This is a genomic window from Rhizobium skierniewicense Ch11 (genome assembly GCF_023757665.1).
Lineage (GTDB): Bacteria > Pseudomonadota > Alphaproteobacteria > Rhizobiales > Rhizobiaceae > Agrobacterium > Agrobacterium skierniewicense.
Map to the genome: position 1 here is coordinate 1 of NZ_RXPG01000029.1, position 16,804 is coordinate 16,804.

Annotated in this window: 15 protein-coding genes; 3 read left to right on the forward strand and 12 right to left on the reverse strand. The window is 58.0% G+C overall.

Translation table 11 applies throughout. The annotated features are described in order from the left end of the window. Nucleotides 1-111: 111 nt before the first annotated feature. The 5 genes from EKM04_RS18375 to EKM04_RS18395 all read right to left on the reverse strand — a co-directional run bounded on the left by EKM04_RS18375 (nucleotide 112) and on the right by EKM04_RS18395 (nucleotide 5,006). Nucleotides 112-504 (reverse strand): PRC-barrel domain-containing protein, encoded by a 393-nt coding sequence (locus tag EKM04_RS18375; protein ID WP_183896591.1) that lies wholly within the window; start codon nucleotides 502-504, stop codon nucleotides 112-114. 77 nt (nucleotides 505-581) lie between these two features. Continuing rightward, nucleotides 582-863 (reverse strand): DUF2218 domain-containing protein, encoded by a 282-nt coding sequence (locus tag EKM04_RS18380; protein WP_183896593.1) that lies wholly within the window; start codon nucleotides 861-863, stop codon nucleotides 582-584. A gap of 91 nt (nucleotides 864-954) precedes the next feature. After that, nucleotides 955-2,631, reverse strand: a complete 1,677-nt coding sequence (locus EKM04_RS18385) for an ABC transporter permease (RefSeq protein WP_183896595.1) — start codon at nucleotides 2,629-2,631, stop codon at nucleotides 955-957. 151 nt (nucleotides 2,632-2,782) lie between these two features. After that, entirely contained in the window at nucleotides 2,783-3,805 is a 1,023-nt protein-coding gene (locus tag EKM04_RS18390) for a Fe(3+) ABC transporter substrate-binding protein (RefSeq protein WP_183896597.1), read from the reverse strand. A 148-nt stretch (nucleotides 3,806-3,953) separates the two neighbouring features. Next, entirely contained in the window at nucleotides 3,954-5,006 is a 1,053-nt protein-coding gene (locus EKM04_RS18395; RefSeq protein ID WP_183896599.1) for an ABC transporter ATP-binding protein, read from the reverse strand. Between the two features lie 269 nt (nucleotides 5,007-5,275). Here EKM04_RS18395 and EKM04_RS18400 point away from each other — a divergent pair, with 269 nt between their 5' ends. Together EKM04_RS18400 and pgi are read left to right on the forward strand one after the other, a co-directional pair. Further along, nucleotides 5,276-6,988 carry a long-chain fatty acid--CoA ligase gene (locus EKM04_RS18400; protein WP_183896600.1) on the forward strand — a complete coding sequence of 571 codons (1,713 nt, stop codon included), beginning with the start codon at nucleotides 5,276-5,278 and terminating at the stop codon, nucleotides 6,986-6,988. A 107-nt stretch (nucleotides 6,989-7,095) separates the two neighbouring features. After that, nucleotides 7,096-8,721 (forward strand): glucose-6-phosphate isomerase, encoded by a 1,626-nt coding sequence (gene pgi, locus EKM04_RS18405; RefSeq protein ID WP_183896602.1) that lies wholly within the window; start codon nucleotides 7,096-7,098, stop codon nucleotides 8,719-8,721. A 78-nt stretch (nucleotides 8,722-8,799) separates the two neighbouring features. Here the strand turns inward: pgi and EKM04_RS18410 are convergent, their stop codons facing one another. After that, nucleotides 8,800-10,149, reverse strand: a complete 1,350-nt coding sequence (locus EKM04_RS18410; RefSeq protein WP_183896604.1) for a dicarboxylate/amino acid:cation symporter — start codon at nucleotides 10,147-10,149, stop codon at nucleotides 8,800-8,802. A gap of 255 nt (nucleotides 10,150-10,404) precedes the next feature. Here EKM04_RS18410 and EKM04_RS18415 point away from each other — a divergent pair, with 255 nt between their 5' ends. Further along, a complete protein-coding gene (locus tag EKM04_RS18415) occupies nucleotides 10,405-11,040 on the forward strand; it encodes a CatB-related O-acetyltransferase (RefSeq protein WP_183896605.1) in 636 nt (211 codons plus the stop codon). A 17-nt stretch (nucleotides 11,041-11,057) separates the two neighbouring features. Here the strand turns inward: EKM04_RS18415 and EKM04_RS18420 are convergent, their stop codons facing one another. The 6 genes from EKM04_RS18420 to EKM04_RS18445 all read right to left on the reverse strand — a co-directional run bounded on the left by EKM04_RS18420 (nucleotide 11,058) and on the right by EKM04_RS18445 (nucleotide 16,762). After that, nucleotides 11,058-11,318 (reverse strand): hypothetical protein, encoded by a 261-nt coding sequence (locus tag EKM04_RS18420; RefSeq protein ID WP_183896606.1) that lies wholly within the window; start codon nucleotides 11,316-11,318, stop codon nucleotides 11,058-11,060. Between the two features lie 79 nt (nucleotides 11,319-11,397). Beyond that, a complete protein-coding gene (locus EKM04_RS18425; RefSeq protein WP_183896607.1) occupies nucleotides 11,398-12,324 on the reverse strand; it encodes a carbohydrate kinase family protein in 927 nt (308 codons plus the stop codon). A 94-nt stretch (nucleotides 12,325-12,418) separates the two neighbouring features. Next, on the reverse strand, nucleotides 12,419-13,117 hold the full coding sequence (locus EKM04_RS18430; RefSeq protein WP_174151969.1) for an orotate phosphoribosyltransferase: 699 nt from the start codon (nucleotides 13,115-13,117) through the stop codon (nucleotides 12,419-12,421). A 70-nt stretch (nucleotides 13,118-13,187) separates the two neighbouring features. Beyond that, on the reverse strand, nucleotides 13,188-14,225 hold the full coding sequence (pyrC, locus tag EKM04_RS18435; RefSeq protein ID WP_183896608.1) for a dihydroorotase: 1,038 nt from the start codon (nucleotides 14,223-14,225) through the stop codon (nucleotides 13,188-13,190). A gap of 97 nt (nucleotides 14,226-14,322) precedes the next feature. Continuing rightward, on the reverse strand, nucleotides 14,323-15,360 hold the full coding sequence (locus tag EKM04_RS18440) for a 4-hydroxyproline epimerase (protein WP_183896609.1): 1,038 nt from the start codon (nucleotides 15,358-15,360) through the stop codon (nucleotides 14,323-14,325). A gap of 70 nt (nucleotides 15,361-15,430) precedes the next feature. Then, nucleotides 15,431-16,762 carry an alpha/beta hydrolase gene (locus EKM04_RS18445; protein ID WP_183896610.1) on the reverse strand — a complete coding sequence of 444 codons (1,332 nt, stop codon included), beginning with the start codon at nucleotides 16,760-16,762 and terminating at the stop codon, nucleotides 15,431-15,433. Nucleotides 16,763-16,804: the final 42 nt, after the last annotated feature.

A 16,804-nucleotide genomic window follows, 5' to 3' on the forward strand; every position in this document is an offset into this window, starting at 1 on the left:
TTCGGGAGCAGGTTTCTTCAACATGTCCCAATGAATCATAACCCCCCCGATGTGACCAGGGGTTTGTCAGCAGTCTGAAATGGCCCCAGTCGGGGCCATTTTTCGTTGATGCTACATCCAGTATGGCGGGACGCCGTAGTAATCGTAGACCTTACGATCGTCGTTGCCGAAAAGGCTGTCATCATCGCGGTTTGCGAATTTGGGACCATTCTCGATCTGCTCTTTCGTAAGATCGATGCGATAGCCATCAAGCTCTTCGTCGTAATGCAGCTTTTCCCACGGCAGTGGATAGTAGTCGTCTCCGATGCCGAGAAAGCCGCCAAAGCTCAGAACGGCGTAGGCGACACGGCCCCCGCGCTTTTCCAGAATGACGCGCTGAATCGAGCCGATTTTCTTGCTGTCTGCACCGTAGACGCTCGTGCCTTCGACCTTGTCGCTGGCAATAAAACTTGGGGTATCCTTGACGTAAGGATCCTGACCGGGCTGAGGGGTGTGATGTACCATAACGTTTCCTCCTTTGCGTTATATTCGTTATGACTTGTAAATCCTCAGGCCGCGAAATCGTTCCGCCTTTTGTCCCCTTAATGCCAATCGAGCTTGTCCACCTCCTCGCGAAATGCAAAGCGCAGCAGATGGCTTTCGACCACCGATTTTGCTCGCTCCAGCTTTTCTTCGTCCGGTGCCGTGATGGCGATCGTCAGACGATCGCTATGCGCATCGAGGCTGGCCTTGCCGAAATCGAATTCGCAGTCCCCGTGGGTTTCGGAGTAGCTGACCTCGATCTTGTGGGCAAAGTGTTTGAAAAGCTGGACGAGATATTGACTGCCATTTTCCGTTGCCAATTCAGATTGCGCTACCAGCATGCTAGCTCCTTTGCATAAACATGATTTGATTTATCATGATTACTGCGGGAAGCGAGCTTTGACAAATGGAAAGTCCCTCACGGCGTCGCGGTCAAGCCCTGATACGTCCGACTCGCGCCAGCAGCATGACCGGCAAAATACCCACGATGACGATGGCCAACGCGGCGATCGACGCCTCCTCATAGGTGCCGCGTGCCGCCTCACCATACAGATGCGTGGCGAATGTCTCGAAGTTGAGCGGGCGCAGCAGCAGCGTCGCGGGCAATTCTTTCACGCAATCCACGAAAACGAGAAGGGCGGCTGCGGCTATCGCTGCCTTGGAAAGTGGCAGGTGGATGCTGCGGAAGGTTGCAGTCGAGGTGCGGCCTAGCGTGCGGGAGGCCTGATCGAGAGATAGGGGGATGCGGCTCAACCCCGCATCGATCCCGCCCCCTGCAATGGTCAGGAAACGTGCCATATAGGCAAAGATCAGGGCAGAGCCGCTGCCGATCAGCAAAAGGCCGGTGGACACTCCGAACCATTGCCGCATCGTCGCATCGACAAATCGATCGAACCCGCCAAGGGCGATCAGCACGCCGATGGCGATCACGGTTCCCGGTGCTGCATAGCCGACGGTTGCCAGGCTGAAAGACCAGCGCGAGACCTGACCCGGGACAAGCCGCATGGCGTAGGCGACCACCAGCCCTGCCACGATCGTTGCCATGGTCGCGACACCTGCAAACAGCACCGTGTTCATCGCCTCATCCGCAAACCGCTGCGATAGCCCGCTGAACTGAAATCGCTTCCATGCTTCCGTGACCAGATAGATCGCCGGGGCAATGAAGCCGACCAGGATCGGCAGACCACCAAGCAAAAATGCAGCAGCAGCGCGCGCCCCTTGAAGACGCGCGGGGGTCAGGGCGGTGCTTTTTTGTGCCGAGCTGGAGTAACGCTGCCGGCGCCGCGCCCATCGTTCCATGGCAACCAGCGCGACGACCAGAAGCAACATGCACAGCGCAATCTGCGCTGCCCCCGGCAAATCGGATTTGGTGACCCAGGTGGTATAGATGGACACGGTCAGCGTTCGCACGCCTAAAAACTCCGAGGCGCCGATATCGTTGAGCGCCTCCATCAGCGCGAGGCTGACGCCGACCGCGATGGCAGGGCGGGCAAGCGGCACCGCGACCTTGAGAAACAGCGCCCGCCTCGACGTGCCGAGCATACGCGCAGCATCGAGGAGGTTTCCAGCCTGCGTCAGAAACATCGCCCTGACCGGAATGTAAACATAGGGATACAACACGAAGCCGAGCAGGATGATGCAACCGGTCATCGAGCGGATATCGGGCAACCGAAATTCGCGCGGACTGGAATATCCCAGGATCCAGCGCATCGCTCCCTGCACCGGCCCCAGCGGATGCAAAATATCCAGATAGGCGTAGGCGACGATATAGGTCGGCATGGCCAGCGGCAACAACAACGCCCACTCCAGGAGCTTTCGCCCGCGAAAATCATAGGCGCTGACAAGCCAGGCACTGGTTGTGCCGATAACCCCTGCCAGAACGCCGACACCGAGCAAAAGGATCAACGTTTCGGGAAGGGCCGTGGTCAGCACTGTATCGCGCAGATGCGCCCAAAGACCGTTCGATCCCTTGATCGCTTCCGATAGCAGCGCCAGCAAAGGCTGCATGGCCAGCGCGGCGATGACGCAGGACGTCAACAGCCACCAGAATGCAGAGTTTATCCGCAGTCTGGGTCTGGACGAAATGGCTTTGGTGGTGCTGGCGTGCATACTGATCTTGGGGAATTGACCGTGCGAAAACACGGGTTGCTTGAAACAGGCAAGGCGCCCGCGTGACACGGGCGCCTGAGATCAAAGAGACCAAAGTCGCTGCTGTGGCCTGGACATCAACGCCCGTTCAAGGCGCTATGTCCCCTAGCCCTTAATTGTCGAAACCGACCTTGTCGACCAGTTGGCTGGCTTGCTTGCGATGAGATACGATTTCCGTCAGCGGCTTGGTATCGACTTTCAGGTCACCGAAAGAGGCAACGATCTTGTCGAGCGCCGCGCCCTTTTTAACCGGGTATTCGTAATTGGCTTCCGCATAGATCTTCTGGGCTTCATCGGAAACCAGATATTCCAGAAGCTTGACGGCCTCGGCCTTGTTCGGCGCGTTTTTGGCGACGGCTGCACCTGATACGTTCACCTGCGTGCCGCCATCCTTGAACGTTGGCAGGACGACCTTGATGGCCTCGCCCCACTTGACCTGCTCTTCGCCACCCTTGCCGGAGCGCATCAGGCCGACATAATAGGAATTGGCAATGCCGATCTCGCAAATACCGCCGAGAATATCCTTGGCGACATCACGGTCACCGCCGCCAGCCTTGCGGGCCAGATTGTCTTTCACGCCTGCCAGCCACTTTTCGGTGGCTTCAGCACCGTGGTGAGCAATGTAATCTGCAAAAAGTGCGGTGTTGTAAGGGTGCTGGCCTGCGCGAATGCACACCTTGCCCTTCCATTTCGGGTCAGCGAGGTCTTCGTAGTTGAACGTCGCGACATCGACGTCTTTGGCTGCGTAAAGAACACGAGCACGCATGGACAGTGCAAACCAGTTGCCCTTGGCATCGCGCAGTTCGGCTGGAATGGCCTTGGTGAGAACCTCGGATTCGACAGGCTGCGTCACACCCTTTTCAACCAGATCGACCAGATTTCCAGCATCGACCGTCATCAAAACGTCAGCGGGCGAGCTCGCACCTTCGCTCAAGACGCGCTCTGCCAGACCGTCCTTGAGGAATACGGAGTTAACTTTGACGCCGCTCTCCTTGGTGAAGGCATCCAGCAGCGGCTGCATCAGGGCCGGCTCGCGGGTCGTATAGATGTTCAGTTCCGCAGCATGTACCGCTCCGGCCGAAAAGGCCATGGTGCTAGCCAGAAGTGCAATTTTGGTGACGGTCAGTGATGTCATGCCTATGTCCCTGTGACGTGAAAATGATGTCGGAACTGCATGCACCATACCTGATCGGATAAATCAAGTTATGCGCACCCGGATTTCAGCGCGTTTCTCTCACTTTGAGTTGAATATAAGGGCTTTTTCCGGGTCTGAATTCAGATGTTCAATCTGAGGTAAAGGTCAGGACGGCCTCCTGCTCTACCAAAAGATTGACCTCCTCGACATCGAGAGGCATCCGGCGCATGCTGCGGACCCGCACGTCCTTCAGGAGGCCTTCCACGCTCACCGAAACCTGTTCGATCTCGCCCATGAACACACGGTCGGTGATGCGCCCGCAAATTGCCGCGCTGGTCTTGAACGGAGATATGGTGATCGCGGCGGGACGAATATAGGCGAGGGCCTTCTCCCCTTCACGCAGATCGCCCTTATGGGCAAAGCGTCCGATCGGTGTTTCCAGGTGTCCGTTTCTGACGGTGCCTTCCACCTTGTTGAAGGAGCAGAAGAAATCTGCGGCATAACGGCTGACGGGATTGTCGTGCAACTCGTAGCCGGTGCCCGTCTGCACGATACGGCCTTCCTCCATCAGCACCACGCGATCGCCCGCAGACAAAGCCTCTTCGGGGTCGTGCGTGACCATGATGGCGGTCGTTTTCAGGTCTCGCAGGAGGCTCAGCGTTTCTTCGCGCACGCTGTCACGAAGCCCGCGATCCAAATTGGAGAAAGGCTCGTCCATCAGCAGAATGTCAGGCTTGGGTGCCAAGGCACGCGCCAGCGCCACACGTTGCTGCTCACCGCCGGAAAGCGTATGCGGATAGCGCCTGGCCAGATCCGCCAGTCGGACATGCTCGATCATCTCGATAGCACGCGCCCGCGCCTGATGTTTGGGCTGCCCTTTCAGGCCGAAAAGAACATTCTGCTCGACCGTCAAATGCGGAAACAGCGCATAGTCCTGAAACACAAAACCGATACGCCGCTTTTCAGGCTCCATGAAGGTCGTCGGCCCGGCAATTTCGCGCCCGTTCATCATGATACAACCGGCATCGGGCGTTTCGACACCTGCAATCATGCGCAACAGGGTGGACTTTCCGCAGCCTGAACGACCAACAAGGCAGATGATCTCGCCGCGCATGACCGTCAGGTCGATACCCTCGAGCACATCCACATCGCCAAAGCGCTTTCCGATGGTGCTGAGGTGGAGAGCGGCGGTCTCTGGCATGTCAGGGTTCCGTGTTTTTCTGATGCGGTTTTGTTGATCGCTCAAATCAGGATTAAAGTCAAAAACCAAACATGATGTCCCCAGCAGGCATCCCGGATTTGGCCGGCGCGATAGTTGACGTTTACGTTAGAGTTAAATACGCTGATGTGAGTGGATGGTTTTGGAGGCTTCATCTACAGTTGCAATCATAGGTGCATCATCACGCCGAGGAGCTGGCAGGGATGACCGCACGTTGCAGTGATTGCAAATGCCAGCATGGGAGGACGGATATGAGCGACGTGAGTTTTAGCCGCCAGGAAACGGATAGTCTGCCGCGACCCTGGCTTGCATCCTATCCGCAAGGCGTGCCTGCGGAGATTCCCGACCTTGGTAATTCCTCCCTTGCAGAGCTGCTGGAAAAAAGCTGCGAACGCTATGCCGATCGCAAGGCATTTTCCTCCATGGGCAAGTCCCTGACCTATCGCCAGCTGGAAGAACAGACCCGCCGCGTCGGTGCTTGGTTGCAACAGTTGGGCTTGCAAAAGGGTGACCGCGTTGCGGTCATGATGCCCAACATTCTCCAGAACCCGGTTGCGACCTACGCTATTCTGCGCGCAGGATTGGTCGTGGTGAACGTCAACCCTCTCTATACGCCCCGCGAGTTGGAACACCAGCTGAAAGATTCCGGCGCCAAAGCGCTGTTCGTGCTCGAAAACTTCGCCCATGTCGCCCAACAGGCGTTGCCGAAGACGGATGTGAAGCATGTCGTCGTGGCGTCCATGGGCGATCTGCTGGGCCTCAAGGGCCACATCGTCAATCTCGTCGTGCGCAAGGTCAAGAAGATGGTTCCGGCCTATGCGCTGCCGCAGGCCGTCACCTACAAGGCTATGCTCGCGCAATCGCGCCAGATGGAATTGAAACCGACCGATATCGGCCTCAACGACGTGGCCTTCCTGCAATATACCGGTGGTACGACGGGTGTTTCCAAGGGTGCTGTGCTCACCAACGCCAATCTTCTGGCCAACAAAAGCCAGATCGCGCTGTGGATGGAACCCGGCTTCGTCAACAGGACCCGACCAGAGGTCTTGAACTTCGTGTGTGCCCTGCCCCTTTACCACATTTTTGCTTTGACGGTGAATTCGCTGATGGGCATTGCGCTGGGTGGTCACAATCTGCTGATCGCCAATCCACGCGACATTCCCGGCTTCGTCAAGGAGCTGGCAGGTTACAAGCCTCACATCTTCCCCGGTATCAACACGCTGTTCAATGCGCTCCTGAACAATGAGGAATTTCGCAAGCTCGATCTCTCGTCGCTGGTTCTTGTCATGGGCGGCGGAATGGCAGTACAGCGACCGATTGCGGAACGTTGGGCCTCTGTGACAGGCACCCATATCTGCGAAGGTTACGGTCTGTCCGAAACGTCGCCAGTTGCCACGGTCAACCCGCTCGGGGTGCCGGATTTCAGCGGCACGATCGGGCTTCCCATGCCTTCGACCGATATCGACATTCGCGACGATGACGGCAACAGTCTGCCGCTTGGTGAGGTGGGCGAGATTTGCATCCGCGGCCCTCAGGTCATGGCTGGTTACTGGCAGCGCGACGATGAAACCGCAAAGGTCATGACACCGGACGGCTTCTTCCGATCCGGCGACATTGGGTTTCTGGACAACCGTGGCTATACGAAGATCGTCGATCGCAAGAAGGATATGATCCTCGTGTCCGGGTTCAATGTCTATCCGAACGAGATCGAAGAGGTGGCCGCGGCCCATCCCGGTGTACAGGAATGTGCCGCCGTGGGGATTAACGACGAACATTCCGGCGAAGCGGTAAAGCTTTACGTTGTTAAAAAGGATGCCAGCCTCACCGCTGACGATCTGAAGGCATTCTGCGCAAAAAGCCTGACCAACTACAAGCGGCCCAAGCATATCGAGTTCCTGACGGAACTGCCAAAGACCAATGTCGGCAAGATCCTGCGGCGTGAACTTCGAAAGCTGGCTAACTGATTGGTGCACTTCACGATATTTCAATCGATTTAGCCGATCTCGCCTTGATTTAGCCCGATGAAAAAGAATAGCTTCCTCATCCTTTCCCGGAGCATGAGGAGCATTCCATGCAGGCCATCGTCGAAAACCTGAAATCCACCGCCGCCAAAACTGCGGCCACCGATCTTCGCGCCGCATTTGCCGCCAACGCCAACCGTTTCGAGCAGTTCAGCGTCCGCTTCGATGACCTGTTGATGGATTTTTCCAAATGCGCGGTGAATGACGAGGTTCTCGCGCTTCTCGAAAAGCTTGCCGTCGAGGGCGGCGTCCAGAAGAAGCGCGATGAAATGTTCTCCGGCAAAGAGATCAACTTCACCGAGGGACGCGCCGTGCTGCACACTGCACTACGCAACCGCTCCAACGCACCTGTCATGGTCGACGGCAAGGATGTGATGCCGGATGTGAACGGCGTTCTCGCTGCCATGGGCAAATTTGCCGATGCCATCCGCTCCGGCACGCTCAAGGGTGCAACGGGCAAAAAAATCACCGATGTCGTCAATATCGGCATTGGCGGCTCGGATCTTGGTCCTGTTATGGCCACCCTGGCACTGGCTCCGTTCCATGACGGCCCCCGCGCCCATTTCGTCTCCAACATCGATGGCGCGCACATTGCCGATACGCTGAAGCAGATCGAGCCGGAAACCACGCTCTTCATCATCGCATCCAAGACCTTCACGACCATCGAGACGATGACCAATGCCGCGACGGCCCGCGCGTTCATTGCCGATGCGTTGGGCGAAGACGCTGTGAAGCATCATTTCTGCGCCGTCTCCACCGCATTGGACAAGGTTGCCAAATTCGGTATCGACAGCGACCGGGTCTTCGGCTTCTGGGATTGGGTTGGCGGTCGTTATTCCATCTGGTCGGCCATTGGTCTGCCGCTCATGATCGCTGTTGGTCCAGAGAATTTCGGAAAATTCCTCGATGGCGCCCATGCCATGGATACGCATTTCCGCGAGGCGCCCGTGCGCCAGAACCTGCCGATGCTGCTCGGGCTTATCGGCTTTTATCACCGCAATGTGCTGGATTACCCGACACGCGCCATCCTGCCCTACGACCAGCGCCTGTCTCGCTTCCCGGCCTATCTGCAACAACTGGATATGGAATCCAACGGCAAGGGCGTTACCATCGACGGCACCCCTGTCGAAGGCCAGTCCGGCCCGGTGGTCTGGGGCGAGCCCGGCACCAACGGTCAGCATGCTTTTTACCAGCTGATCCATCAGGGCACGAGCGTCATTCCTGCCGAGTTCATGATTGCCGCCAACGGCTTCGAGCCGAACCTGCGCCACCAGCACCAGTTGCTCATCGCCAATTGCCTTGCGCAATCGGAAGCGCTGATGAAGGGCCGCACACTTGCCGAGGCCAAGGAGCAACTGACCTCGAAGGGCATGGACGACAGGAAAGCCGACTTCATCGCCCCGCACCGCGTCTTCACCGGCAACCGCCCGTCGATCACCTTCGTCTACGACAAGCTGACACCCTTCGCGCTCGGTCGCCTCATCGCGCTTTACGAACACCGCGTCTTTGTGGAAGGTGTCCTCTTCCGCATCAATTCCTTCGACCAGTGGGGCGTGGAACTGGGCAAGGAACTCGCGACGGGTCTGCTGCCAGTGGTGGAAGGCAAGGAAAGCACCGATGGCCACGACAGCTCGACACAGGGCCTCGTCAAAGCGCTGTCCGGCCTGACAAAGTAAGCACGTCAAGCGGCCTCACATAGCGAAAACCCGCTGGTCGCCCAGCGGGTTTTGTTGTTTTCAGCGATGATCCAGACTCTATTCCGCAGGCACCATGGTCGGGTCGAGCGCGTCAATTCCATCCTCACGGTCATAAGCGGCCTGATCCAGAATGCCCTGACGTTTCGCCACGATGGTCGGGATCAATGCTTGTCCTGCCACGTTGACCGCCGTGCGGCCCATATCGAGAATCGGATCCACCGCCAGCAACAGGCCAACACCTTGAAGAGGAAGACCGAGCGTGGAGAGCGTCAGCGTCAGCATGACCGTTGCGCCGGTCAGGCCAGCGGTTGCCGCCGAACCCAGCACGGAGACGAAGGCGATCAGCACATACTCCTGAATGCCGAGCGGCACGCCGTAGAACTGCGCGACGAAGATAGCCGAAATCGCAGGGTAGATCGCCGCACACCCGTCCATCTTGGTCGTCGCGCCCAGCGGCACGGCAAAGGCTGCATATTCACGCGGCACGCCCAGATTGCGCTCTGTTACCTGTTCCGTAACTGGCAAAGTACCGATGGACGAACGGGACACGAAAGCCAGCTGTATCGCAGGCCAGGCGCCTGAAAAGAAGCGGACAGGGTTCAGCCCGTTTGCGGTCAGAATAATCGGGTAGACCACAAATAGAACCAGCGCGAGACCGATATAAATCGCTGCCGAATACCAGCCGAGCGAGGCCAGCGCCTCCCAGCCATAGACGGCAACGGCATTGCCCAGAAGACCAATGGTACCGATCGGTGTGAGACGGATGACCCACCACAGAATTTTCCGGGTAATGGCCAGAAGCGAGCGATTGAACGCCAGAAACGACTCCGCCTTTTCACCCACCTGCAAGGCTGCAATGCCGACGGCAATGGAAATCACCAATATTTGCAACACATTGAAGTTGAGCGAGGTCGTTGCACTCGTATCGCTGATCTTGGTGGATGCCTGAAGACCCAGCAGGTTGGCGGGGATCAATCCTTTGAGAAAATCGAGCCACGAGCCGGTGCTGGAGGGCGCCGCAGCAGCCGTCGCCGCAACGCCTGAATTGATGCCCGGCTGGATGAGAAGACCCAGCGTAATGCCGATCAGAACGGCAATCAGCGCCGTGATGGCAAACCACAGGAGCGTCTGCCACACCAACCGCGCCGCATTGTTCAACTCGCGCAGATTGGCGATGCTGGCAACGATAGCCGTAAAGATCAAAAGCGGCACCAGCGCCCGCAACAACTGTACGAAAATTGTGCCGATGGTGGCCAACGTTTGCACCAGCCAGTTCGGCCCGGCCTCGGTCGCTCCCATCTGCCGGGCGATGTAGCCCAGTATGAGGCCAACGACCATGGCAGCGAAGACTTGGAAGCCGAAAGACGTATAAAACGGCCTTTTGGCCGTTGGGGAAGAAGAAGACATATTGAAATTCCATAATAGCGCGACGACCGCAGCAGCGGCTTAACGCATAAAGAGGAGGGATGATCCCATTTTCAGCGTATTTGAAGCGATATCAACGAATGAGATTGCGTGGGAGGCGGAATTCTTAGTTTTCCATGCCTGTGGCCGAATGTTCGGCCCATCAATATAATTCATCAGAGACATATTAAGCTGTGGGTGGATTCTGCGGCTCCGACCCAATAGCCTGAGGGCCGTGTATTCCGTAGGGAGGTTCATATGGCTCTTCTCAACGCAAAGGCCGTCTATCCAATAACGCTGCCAGACGGAACCGTGTTCAAAGAGACAATCCATCTTAATAACGTCGTCGATCATCCGCGCATGGAAATTGGTGATTTCAGCTACTACACGCATTCTGGCAAGCTTGAAGACACAGCCGCGATCCTCGCAACTTTCCTCGGTCCGCAAGCTGGCGAGCGGCTTGTCATCGGCAAATTTGCCCAGATTGCGAGAGGTTGTTACTTCATCACAAGTTCTGCCAACCATCCTATGACGGGGTTTACGACATACCCGTTTCGGATATTCAAGCAAGAAACGTTCGGCTACAAGGACCTGCCCTTCAAAGACACAATCGTGGGACATGATGTGTGGATTGGCCAGAACGCTGCCATAATGCCTGGAGTTCACATCGGTAGTGGTGCCATCATTGCCGCCGCGTCCGTGGTTACCCGCGACGTACCGCCCTATGCGGTTGTCGGGGGCAACCCCGCAGGGATTATCCGCATGCGGTATTCGCAAGACGTGATCGAAGAGCTCCTACGCCTTGCCTGGTGGGACTGGCCTCTCGACAAGATAGAAGCCAATCTTGAAGCTTTGACGAGTGGCGACATGGCCCGGTTCAAGGGCAGTTTCTAGATTGTGGCCCACAGATGCTACCACCGCCGCTGACCGTCGTCGGATTTTCCGCCATCATGCCACTGGTCATAATAGCGCATGGCGGTGTCTTGCGCGGTTCCCAGCACTGCGGGGTTCTGCCAGACCATCAGGCCGCCGATGACGATGGCGGCGAGTAGCGCAACTCCGATCAGTTTGCGTACAACGAACGTCACCAGCCATATGGCGATGACCGCAAAAACGGCCATAACCAGCATGGAGCCGACGTCTTCAGGGATGTAGGCCTCGAGAAATTCCATAGCCGCTTATAGAGGGAATGTTTTGGCCGAAGAAAGGCAGAGCGGGGAAGCGCTGGGCCAGAACCGGCGAAACATCTGCCTAAAGCCCAATCTCCTTCGCCCAAGGCGGGTTCGCCCCTGCGCGTGAGACCGTCACAGCCGCAGCTTTGGCACCCAGCGCCAGCGCCTTGGCGATCTGCTCTTCGGTTAACGCCGCGACCTGCGGCTTGGTGAGCAGGCCCTGAAGTTTCAACGAGGCGAGAATTCCTGCGTCGAACGTATCGCCGGCGCCGACTGTATCGACAACATCGACCCGTTCGCTCGGTACTTCCACGCGCAGGTTGGCGGTGTAGCCGACCGCGCCTTCTGCGCCGCGGGTGACCACCACGAGCTTGGCGCCGTGGTGTAGCCAGTGGCGGGCCAGCGTGTCTTCATCGCCTTCCAGACCGAACCAGGCCAGATCTTCATCCGAGAACTTGACGATATCCGACTTGGCGGCCATGCGGTTGATGCGGTCCAGGTGTTTCTGCTTGTCCTTGATGAAGCCGGGGCGGATGTTGGGATCCAGCGAGATGACGCGCGTTTCGTGTTCGCGCATCAACAGTGCTTCATAGGTTGAGCCGCAGGGTTCGGGGATAAGGCTGATCGCGCCGAAATGCATGGCCTCGCAATCGGCACCGATATTGGGAAGATCGCTTTCCGACAGCATGCGCAGCGCCGTGCCTTCGTCGTAAAAGGCATAGGTCGCGTGTCCATCCACCAGTTTCACGAAGGCGATCGTCGAGGGGCGATGCGAGAACGCGCAGAGGCTGTAATCGACATTGCTGGCTTTCAGCGTGTCCTTGAGGATGTCGCCCATCATGTCATCGGCAATGCCGGAGAAGAAGGCGGAGGGAACGCCGAGACGACCCAGCGCAATCGCTGTGTTGAAAACCGCGCCGCCTGCATAGGGCGCGAAACCCGGCTCGCCTTTCGTGGTCTCACGCGGCAGCATGTCGATCAGGGCTTCACCACAACACAGGATCATCCGGCTCTTCTCCGTATCAAAAACTAAATCGATTTAAACAACTTCACCCGAATTGGCCAGTCGTTGCACGATCGAAATTCGGCCCCAACCAAGATTACGATTGCGGCAATTCGCTGACGCCACCGCGTGCGGCCGACCATGGCAACGGGTTGTCGAGGAAGGCTTCCACTTCCGACAGGGTCTTGTCATCGAACAGCTTTTCGGTGCGGGCTGCGTCCAGAACATTGCGCCACGTGCTGAGGTAATGCAGTTTTACGTTTCCGTTGGCAAAGCGTGCTTCGGCTTCGGGGAAGATGCCATAATAAAACAGCGCAATGCCGTGATCGACGATGCCACCGGCTGCGCGGATGGCGTCGATGAAGGTGAACATGGAGCCGCCAGCGGTGGTCAGATCCTCGATGACCAGCACGCGGGCACCTTCTGGCATATGGCCTTCGATCTGCGCATTGCGGCCGTGGCCCTTGGGCTTCTTGCGGCAATAGATCATCGGCAGGCCCAATCGTTCGGCCAGAAAGGCTGCGAAGGGAATGCCCGCCGTCTCGCCACCTGCCACGCAATCGAACGTTTCAAAGCCCGCATCAGCGACGATCTTGGCAGCTGCAAAGTCCATGACGGCGGAGCGGATGCGCGGGTACGAAATCAGCTTGCGCATGTCGATGTAGACAGGGCTCTTCATACCGGAAGCGAAGGTGTAGGGATTTTCCGAATTGAAATGGACCGCCTTGATTTCCCACAACATTTTCGCAACAAGCTGTGCCACAAGGGCGCGATCCGTGAATGTGAACTGGGACATCGGGCGGTTTCCTTTATCGTCATCGAGCACATAGAAAAACTGCCGGATAAACCGGCAGCGATTGAAAAAATCAGGCGACGTCCCAGTGGAGCGGGAACATCGGGTCAAACACCGTCACGGTACCGTCACCGGTTTCGATCTTGGCCGGGAAACTCACGGGCTCATCGCGCTTCACCAGCGTGATGGTCTCTTCGTTGGGCGCCAGACCATACCAGGCCGGACCGTTGAGCGAGGTGAAGGCTTCCAGTCTGTCGAGCGCGTTGTCCTGCTCAAACACGTGGGCAAGGCAGCTCATGGTGTTGACGGAGGTGTAAACGCCGGCGCAACCGCAGGCGCATTCCTTCAACGGGTCCACATGCGGGGCGGAATCCGTGCCGAGGAAGAAGCGCTTGTCGCCGGAGGTGGCGGCAGCCCGCAGGGCGAGGCGATGTTCTTCGCGCTTGGCCACCGGCAGGCAATAATAATGCGGCTTGATGCCGCCGACCAGAATGGCGTTGCGGTTGATGATGAGGTGATGGGTGGTGATGGAACCGGCGAGATTGGCCTTGGATGCCTTGATGTAATCCACGCCGTCTTGCGTGGTCACATGCTCCATGGTGATTTTCAACTCGGGCAGGCGCTTTCGCAGCGGCTCCAGAACCGTCTCGATGAAGACCGCTTCACGGTCGAAAATATCGACCTCCGGGGTCGTCACTTCACCGTGGACGCAGAGCGGCAGGCCGATCTTGGCCATGCGCTCCAGAACCGGCATGGCCTTGTCCATATCCCTGACGCCACCGTGGGAATTGGTGGTGGCACCAGCGGGATAAAGCTTGACAGCATGGATGAGGCCGCTGTTCTTGCCCTCTTCGACATCGTCGGGGCTGGTGTGTTCTGTGAGGTACAGCGTCATCAGCGGCTCGAAACGATCACCTGGTGGAATGGCCTTGACGATGCGCTCCCTGTAGGCGATGGCGTCTGCCGTGGTCACCACCGGTGGCACGAGGTTCGGCATGATGATGGCGCGCCCGAAATGGCGGCTGGTGTCGCCAATTACCCCTTCCAGCATCGCACCATCGCGCAAATGCAGGTGCCAGTCATCAGGGCGGCGAAGGGTGATCGACTTCATCGTAAGACCTCTGGATCATGCTGGAATTGCGCCCGTTTAGCACCATTCCATGGAAGAAAACAACGTCCAGAGCAGACTTTTTCAAAGCAAACATGGCTTAGATCGCGCCCGCCTGCGGCCCCCACACGTCCGTCATGGCAAATCCCTGCGCCAGCGGATCATTCGGATCGAGCCAGACCTGGTGCATGCCGAAGGTGAAGCCGCGCCCGGTAATGGTGGGAATAACCGCTGACCTGCCGGCAACTTCGGTTGTGGCGGAAAGCCCGACCTCAAACTGCGTGCCGATGATGGAGCGCGACGTATAGGTATCGCCGACCTTCACCCTACCGCGAGCATGTAGCGTGGCGAGATTGGCGGAATTTCCCGTGCCGCAGGGAGAGCGATCCGCCCGGCCCGGCCACATGGTGGTGCAGGTGCGGATGGTGCCATCGGCCTCGGTATCGCGGAACATCACATAGGCCACGCCAGAGATGGCCGGGATTTCAGGGTGCGCAACCGGGATTTCACGGTTGACGATATCCTTCAGCACCATGCCCGCAGCCACCAGTTTCGCGGCATTGGCCTTGTCTATGGTGAGGCCGATCTGCTGCACATCCACCAGCGCGTAAAAAATACCGCCATAGGCGATATCCATGCGGATGCGGCCCCAGTCCGGCGTATCGATCTCGACATCCAGCTGGTGCACGAAGGACGGCACCATGGTCAGTTTCACCGTCTCGCAACGACCGTCGCGGCAGGTGGCGGTGGCCTTGACCAGACCGGCGGCCGTTTCCAGCGTAACGATCGTTTCCGGCTCCTGCATCTCCACCATGCCGCTTTCCAGCAGCGCTGTCGTGGCACAGATGGAGTTGGAGCCGGAGCTTGCATGTGCCTGATCCGGCTGGAGAATGACGAAGGCAGCATCTGCATCCGGGTGCTTGGGCGGCAGCAGCAGGTTGACGGAACCGATGGGCGCGCCGCGTGGCTCCAGCGTCAGAAAGCGCCGAAGCTCCTCCCCTTTCGGGTCGGTGTTCAGCCAATGCAGCTGTTCGGCCACCGTGTTGCCCGGAATTTTCGGAACGCCACCGGTGGCGACACGCCCGATTTCACCCTCGCAATGGACATCGAGGAGTTGAAGGGTGCGTTTGAAGCGCATGGGAACCACTCCGAAAATGGATTATCGTCGACAGGTCTTAGCGCATAAAATACTGTTTGTATATTATGCGCTAGCGATCACGGCATTCGGACTTGCCGCGATTTTGAGAGGCGGCGCAGTCCAGATCGCCGCGTGATCCGGAACTCAGATCTTGCGGATCGACCACGCTCGTCGCGGTATCCCCCACCGAACCGACGGTGTTACCAACCGAGCGACCGAGGCGCTCGACCTGACGGCCGTAATTTTCGCGCGTGCGGGGATCAAACACCGCAATCGGCGCGCTGACAACGACACTGGCCGCCGTTCCAACCGTTTGTGCGGCACCGATGCCCACGGCACCGATGGCCTCGCCGAGACCGACATCGGAATCCGTCACCGTCTGCCCGTCGATCAGCCGCCCGCCGATGAGACGCACGACCTCGGGGCTTTCAGCAAACTTTCCGTGGTTCAGGCTATCACCGGATTTCAGCTTGGTGAGATCGAGCACGGTAATGCCAGCACTCTCCAATTGACTCCGATAGGGTTCTGCGGCGGGATCGATCTGGCCGAGGCGATCAACATTGCCGGAAATGCGCCGGGAAAGGCTGAGCGCCCTGTCATCCTGCGACACGAACAGCGTGAATTTCGGCTTTTCCTTGCCGAGGCTCTCATATTGGCGGGCAAAGACATCCACATCGAGATCGGGTGCCGCCAGAATGACGTTGTTGATCTTGGGATAGACGCGACCATTGCGGATCGCCATTTGCCGCAGCGCTTCCACCGCAAGCCAGGTGCCCATGGAATGCGCCATGATGGTGACGTCACTGACCGAACCATCCTTGGCGAGGCGCGTCAGCATTTCTTCCAGCGCATCGCGGGAATAGTTGGTGCTTTCCTTGTCGTAATTATAATCGAACACGCTGGCGCGCGATGGCCATGTGAAAACGACCGGCAGCACATCGGATTTCGAGTCATGAACGATCTGCGCGAAGCGGTAGACCGATTCCTCATAGCGGTTGTTGAAGCCGTGTACGAAGACGAGAACGCGCTTGTTTTTCAGGCTGTTGCGCTTGATCCAGTGTTGAGCGTCCTGGTCGGTCCTCAGCGGATCGACGGAAACGGTGGTGAAGCTCTTCAGCGGGTCTGCGGGCAGCTTCTTCGGCCATTGCACCTGACCGACCTTGCGGTTGGCCTCCGGCGGAATGGAAACGGAGATCGCATCGACCTTCAGCCCGGTCCCGCGCTCTCCCCCGAACAGAATGGCCTTGTCATCGGATGGCGCGCGCGTGGTGGCAACCAGAAGATTGACCGCAGAGGTACCCTGCACCCTTTGCCCTGTCGGGTTCATCACCCCAATGGGGCGCCCGCCGCAACTGACAAGAAAAGCAAGCAAGGTGACAAGCGCTACGAGCCTTGCGGCCATTCAGATACTCCAGGGACAAGGCGAAGGCTCTCTCGTCACAAG

What these genes read in the sequence shown, in the direction of transcription:
- EKM04_RS18375 (WP_183896591.1), bottom strand. Translation starts at nt 504, where the DNA reads ATGGTACATCACACCCCTCAGCCCGGTCAGGATCCTTACGTCAAGGAT.
- EKM04_RS18380 (WP_183896593.1), bottom strand. Translation starts at nt 863, where the DNA reads ATGCTGGTAGCGCAATCTGAATTGGCAACGGAAAATGGCAGTCAATAT.
- EKM04_RS18385 (WP_183896595.1), bottom strand. Translation starts at nt 2,631, where the DNA reads ATGCACGCCAGCACCACCAAAGCCATTTCGTCCAGACCCAGACTGCGG.
- EKM04_RS18390 (WP_183896597.1), bottom strand. Translation starts at nt 3,805, where the DNA reads ATGACATCACTGACCGTCACCAAAATTGCACTTCTGGCTAGCACCATG.
- EKM04_RS18395 (WP_183896599.1), bottom strand. Translation starts at nt 5,006, where the DNA reads ATGCCAGAGACCGCCGCTCTCCACCTCAGCACCATCGGAAAGCGCTTT.
- EKM04_RS18400 (WP_183896600.1), top strand. Translation starts at nt 5,276, where the DNA reads ATGAGCGACGTGAGTTTTAGCCGCCAGGAAACGGATAGTCTGCCGCGA.
- pgi (WP_183896602.1), top strand. Translation starts at nt 7,096, where the DNA reads ATGCAGGCCATCGTCGAAAACCTGAAATCCACCGCCGCCAAAACTGCG.
- EKM04_RS18410 (WP_183896604.1), bottom strand. Translation starts at nt 10,149, where the DNA reads ATGTCTTCTTCTTCCCCAACGGCCAAAAGGCCGTTTTATACGTCTTTC.
- EKM04_RS18415 (WP_183896605.1), top strand. Translation starts at nt 10,405, where the DNA reads ATGGCTCTTCTCAACGCAAAGGCCGTCTATCCAATAACGCTGCCAGAC.
- EKM04_RS18420 (WP_183896606.1), bottom strand. Translation starts at nt 11,318, where the DNA reads ATGGAATTTCTCGAGGCCTACATCCCTGAAGACGTCGGCTCCATGCTG.
- EKM04_RS18425 (WP_183896607.1), bottom strand. Translation starts at nt 12,324, where the DNA reads ATGATCCTGTGTTGTGGTGAAGCCCTGATCGACATGCTGCCGCGTGAG.
- EKM04_RS18430 (WP_174151969.1), bottom strand. Translation starts at nt 13,117, where the DNA reads ATGTCCCAGTTCACATTCACGGATCGCGCCCTTGTGGCACAGCTTGTT.
- pyrC (WP_183896608.1), bottom strand. Translation starts at nt 14,225, where the DNA reads ATGAAGTCGATCACCCTTCGCCGCCCTGATGACTGGCACCTGCATTTG.
- EKM04_RS18440 (WP_183896609.1), bottom strand. Translation starts at nt 15,360, where the DNA reads ATGCGCTTCAAACGCACCCTTCAACTCCTCGATGTCCATTGCGAGGGT.
- EKM04_RS18445 (WP_183896610.1), bottom strand. Translation starts at nt 16,762, where the DNA reads ATGGCCGCAAGGCTCGTAGCGCTTGTCACCTTGCTTGCTTTTCTTGTC.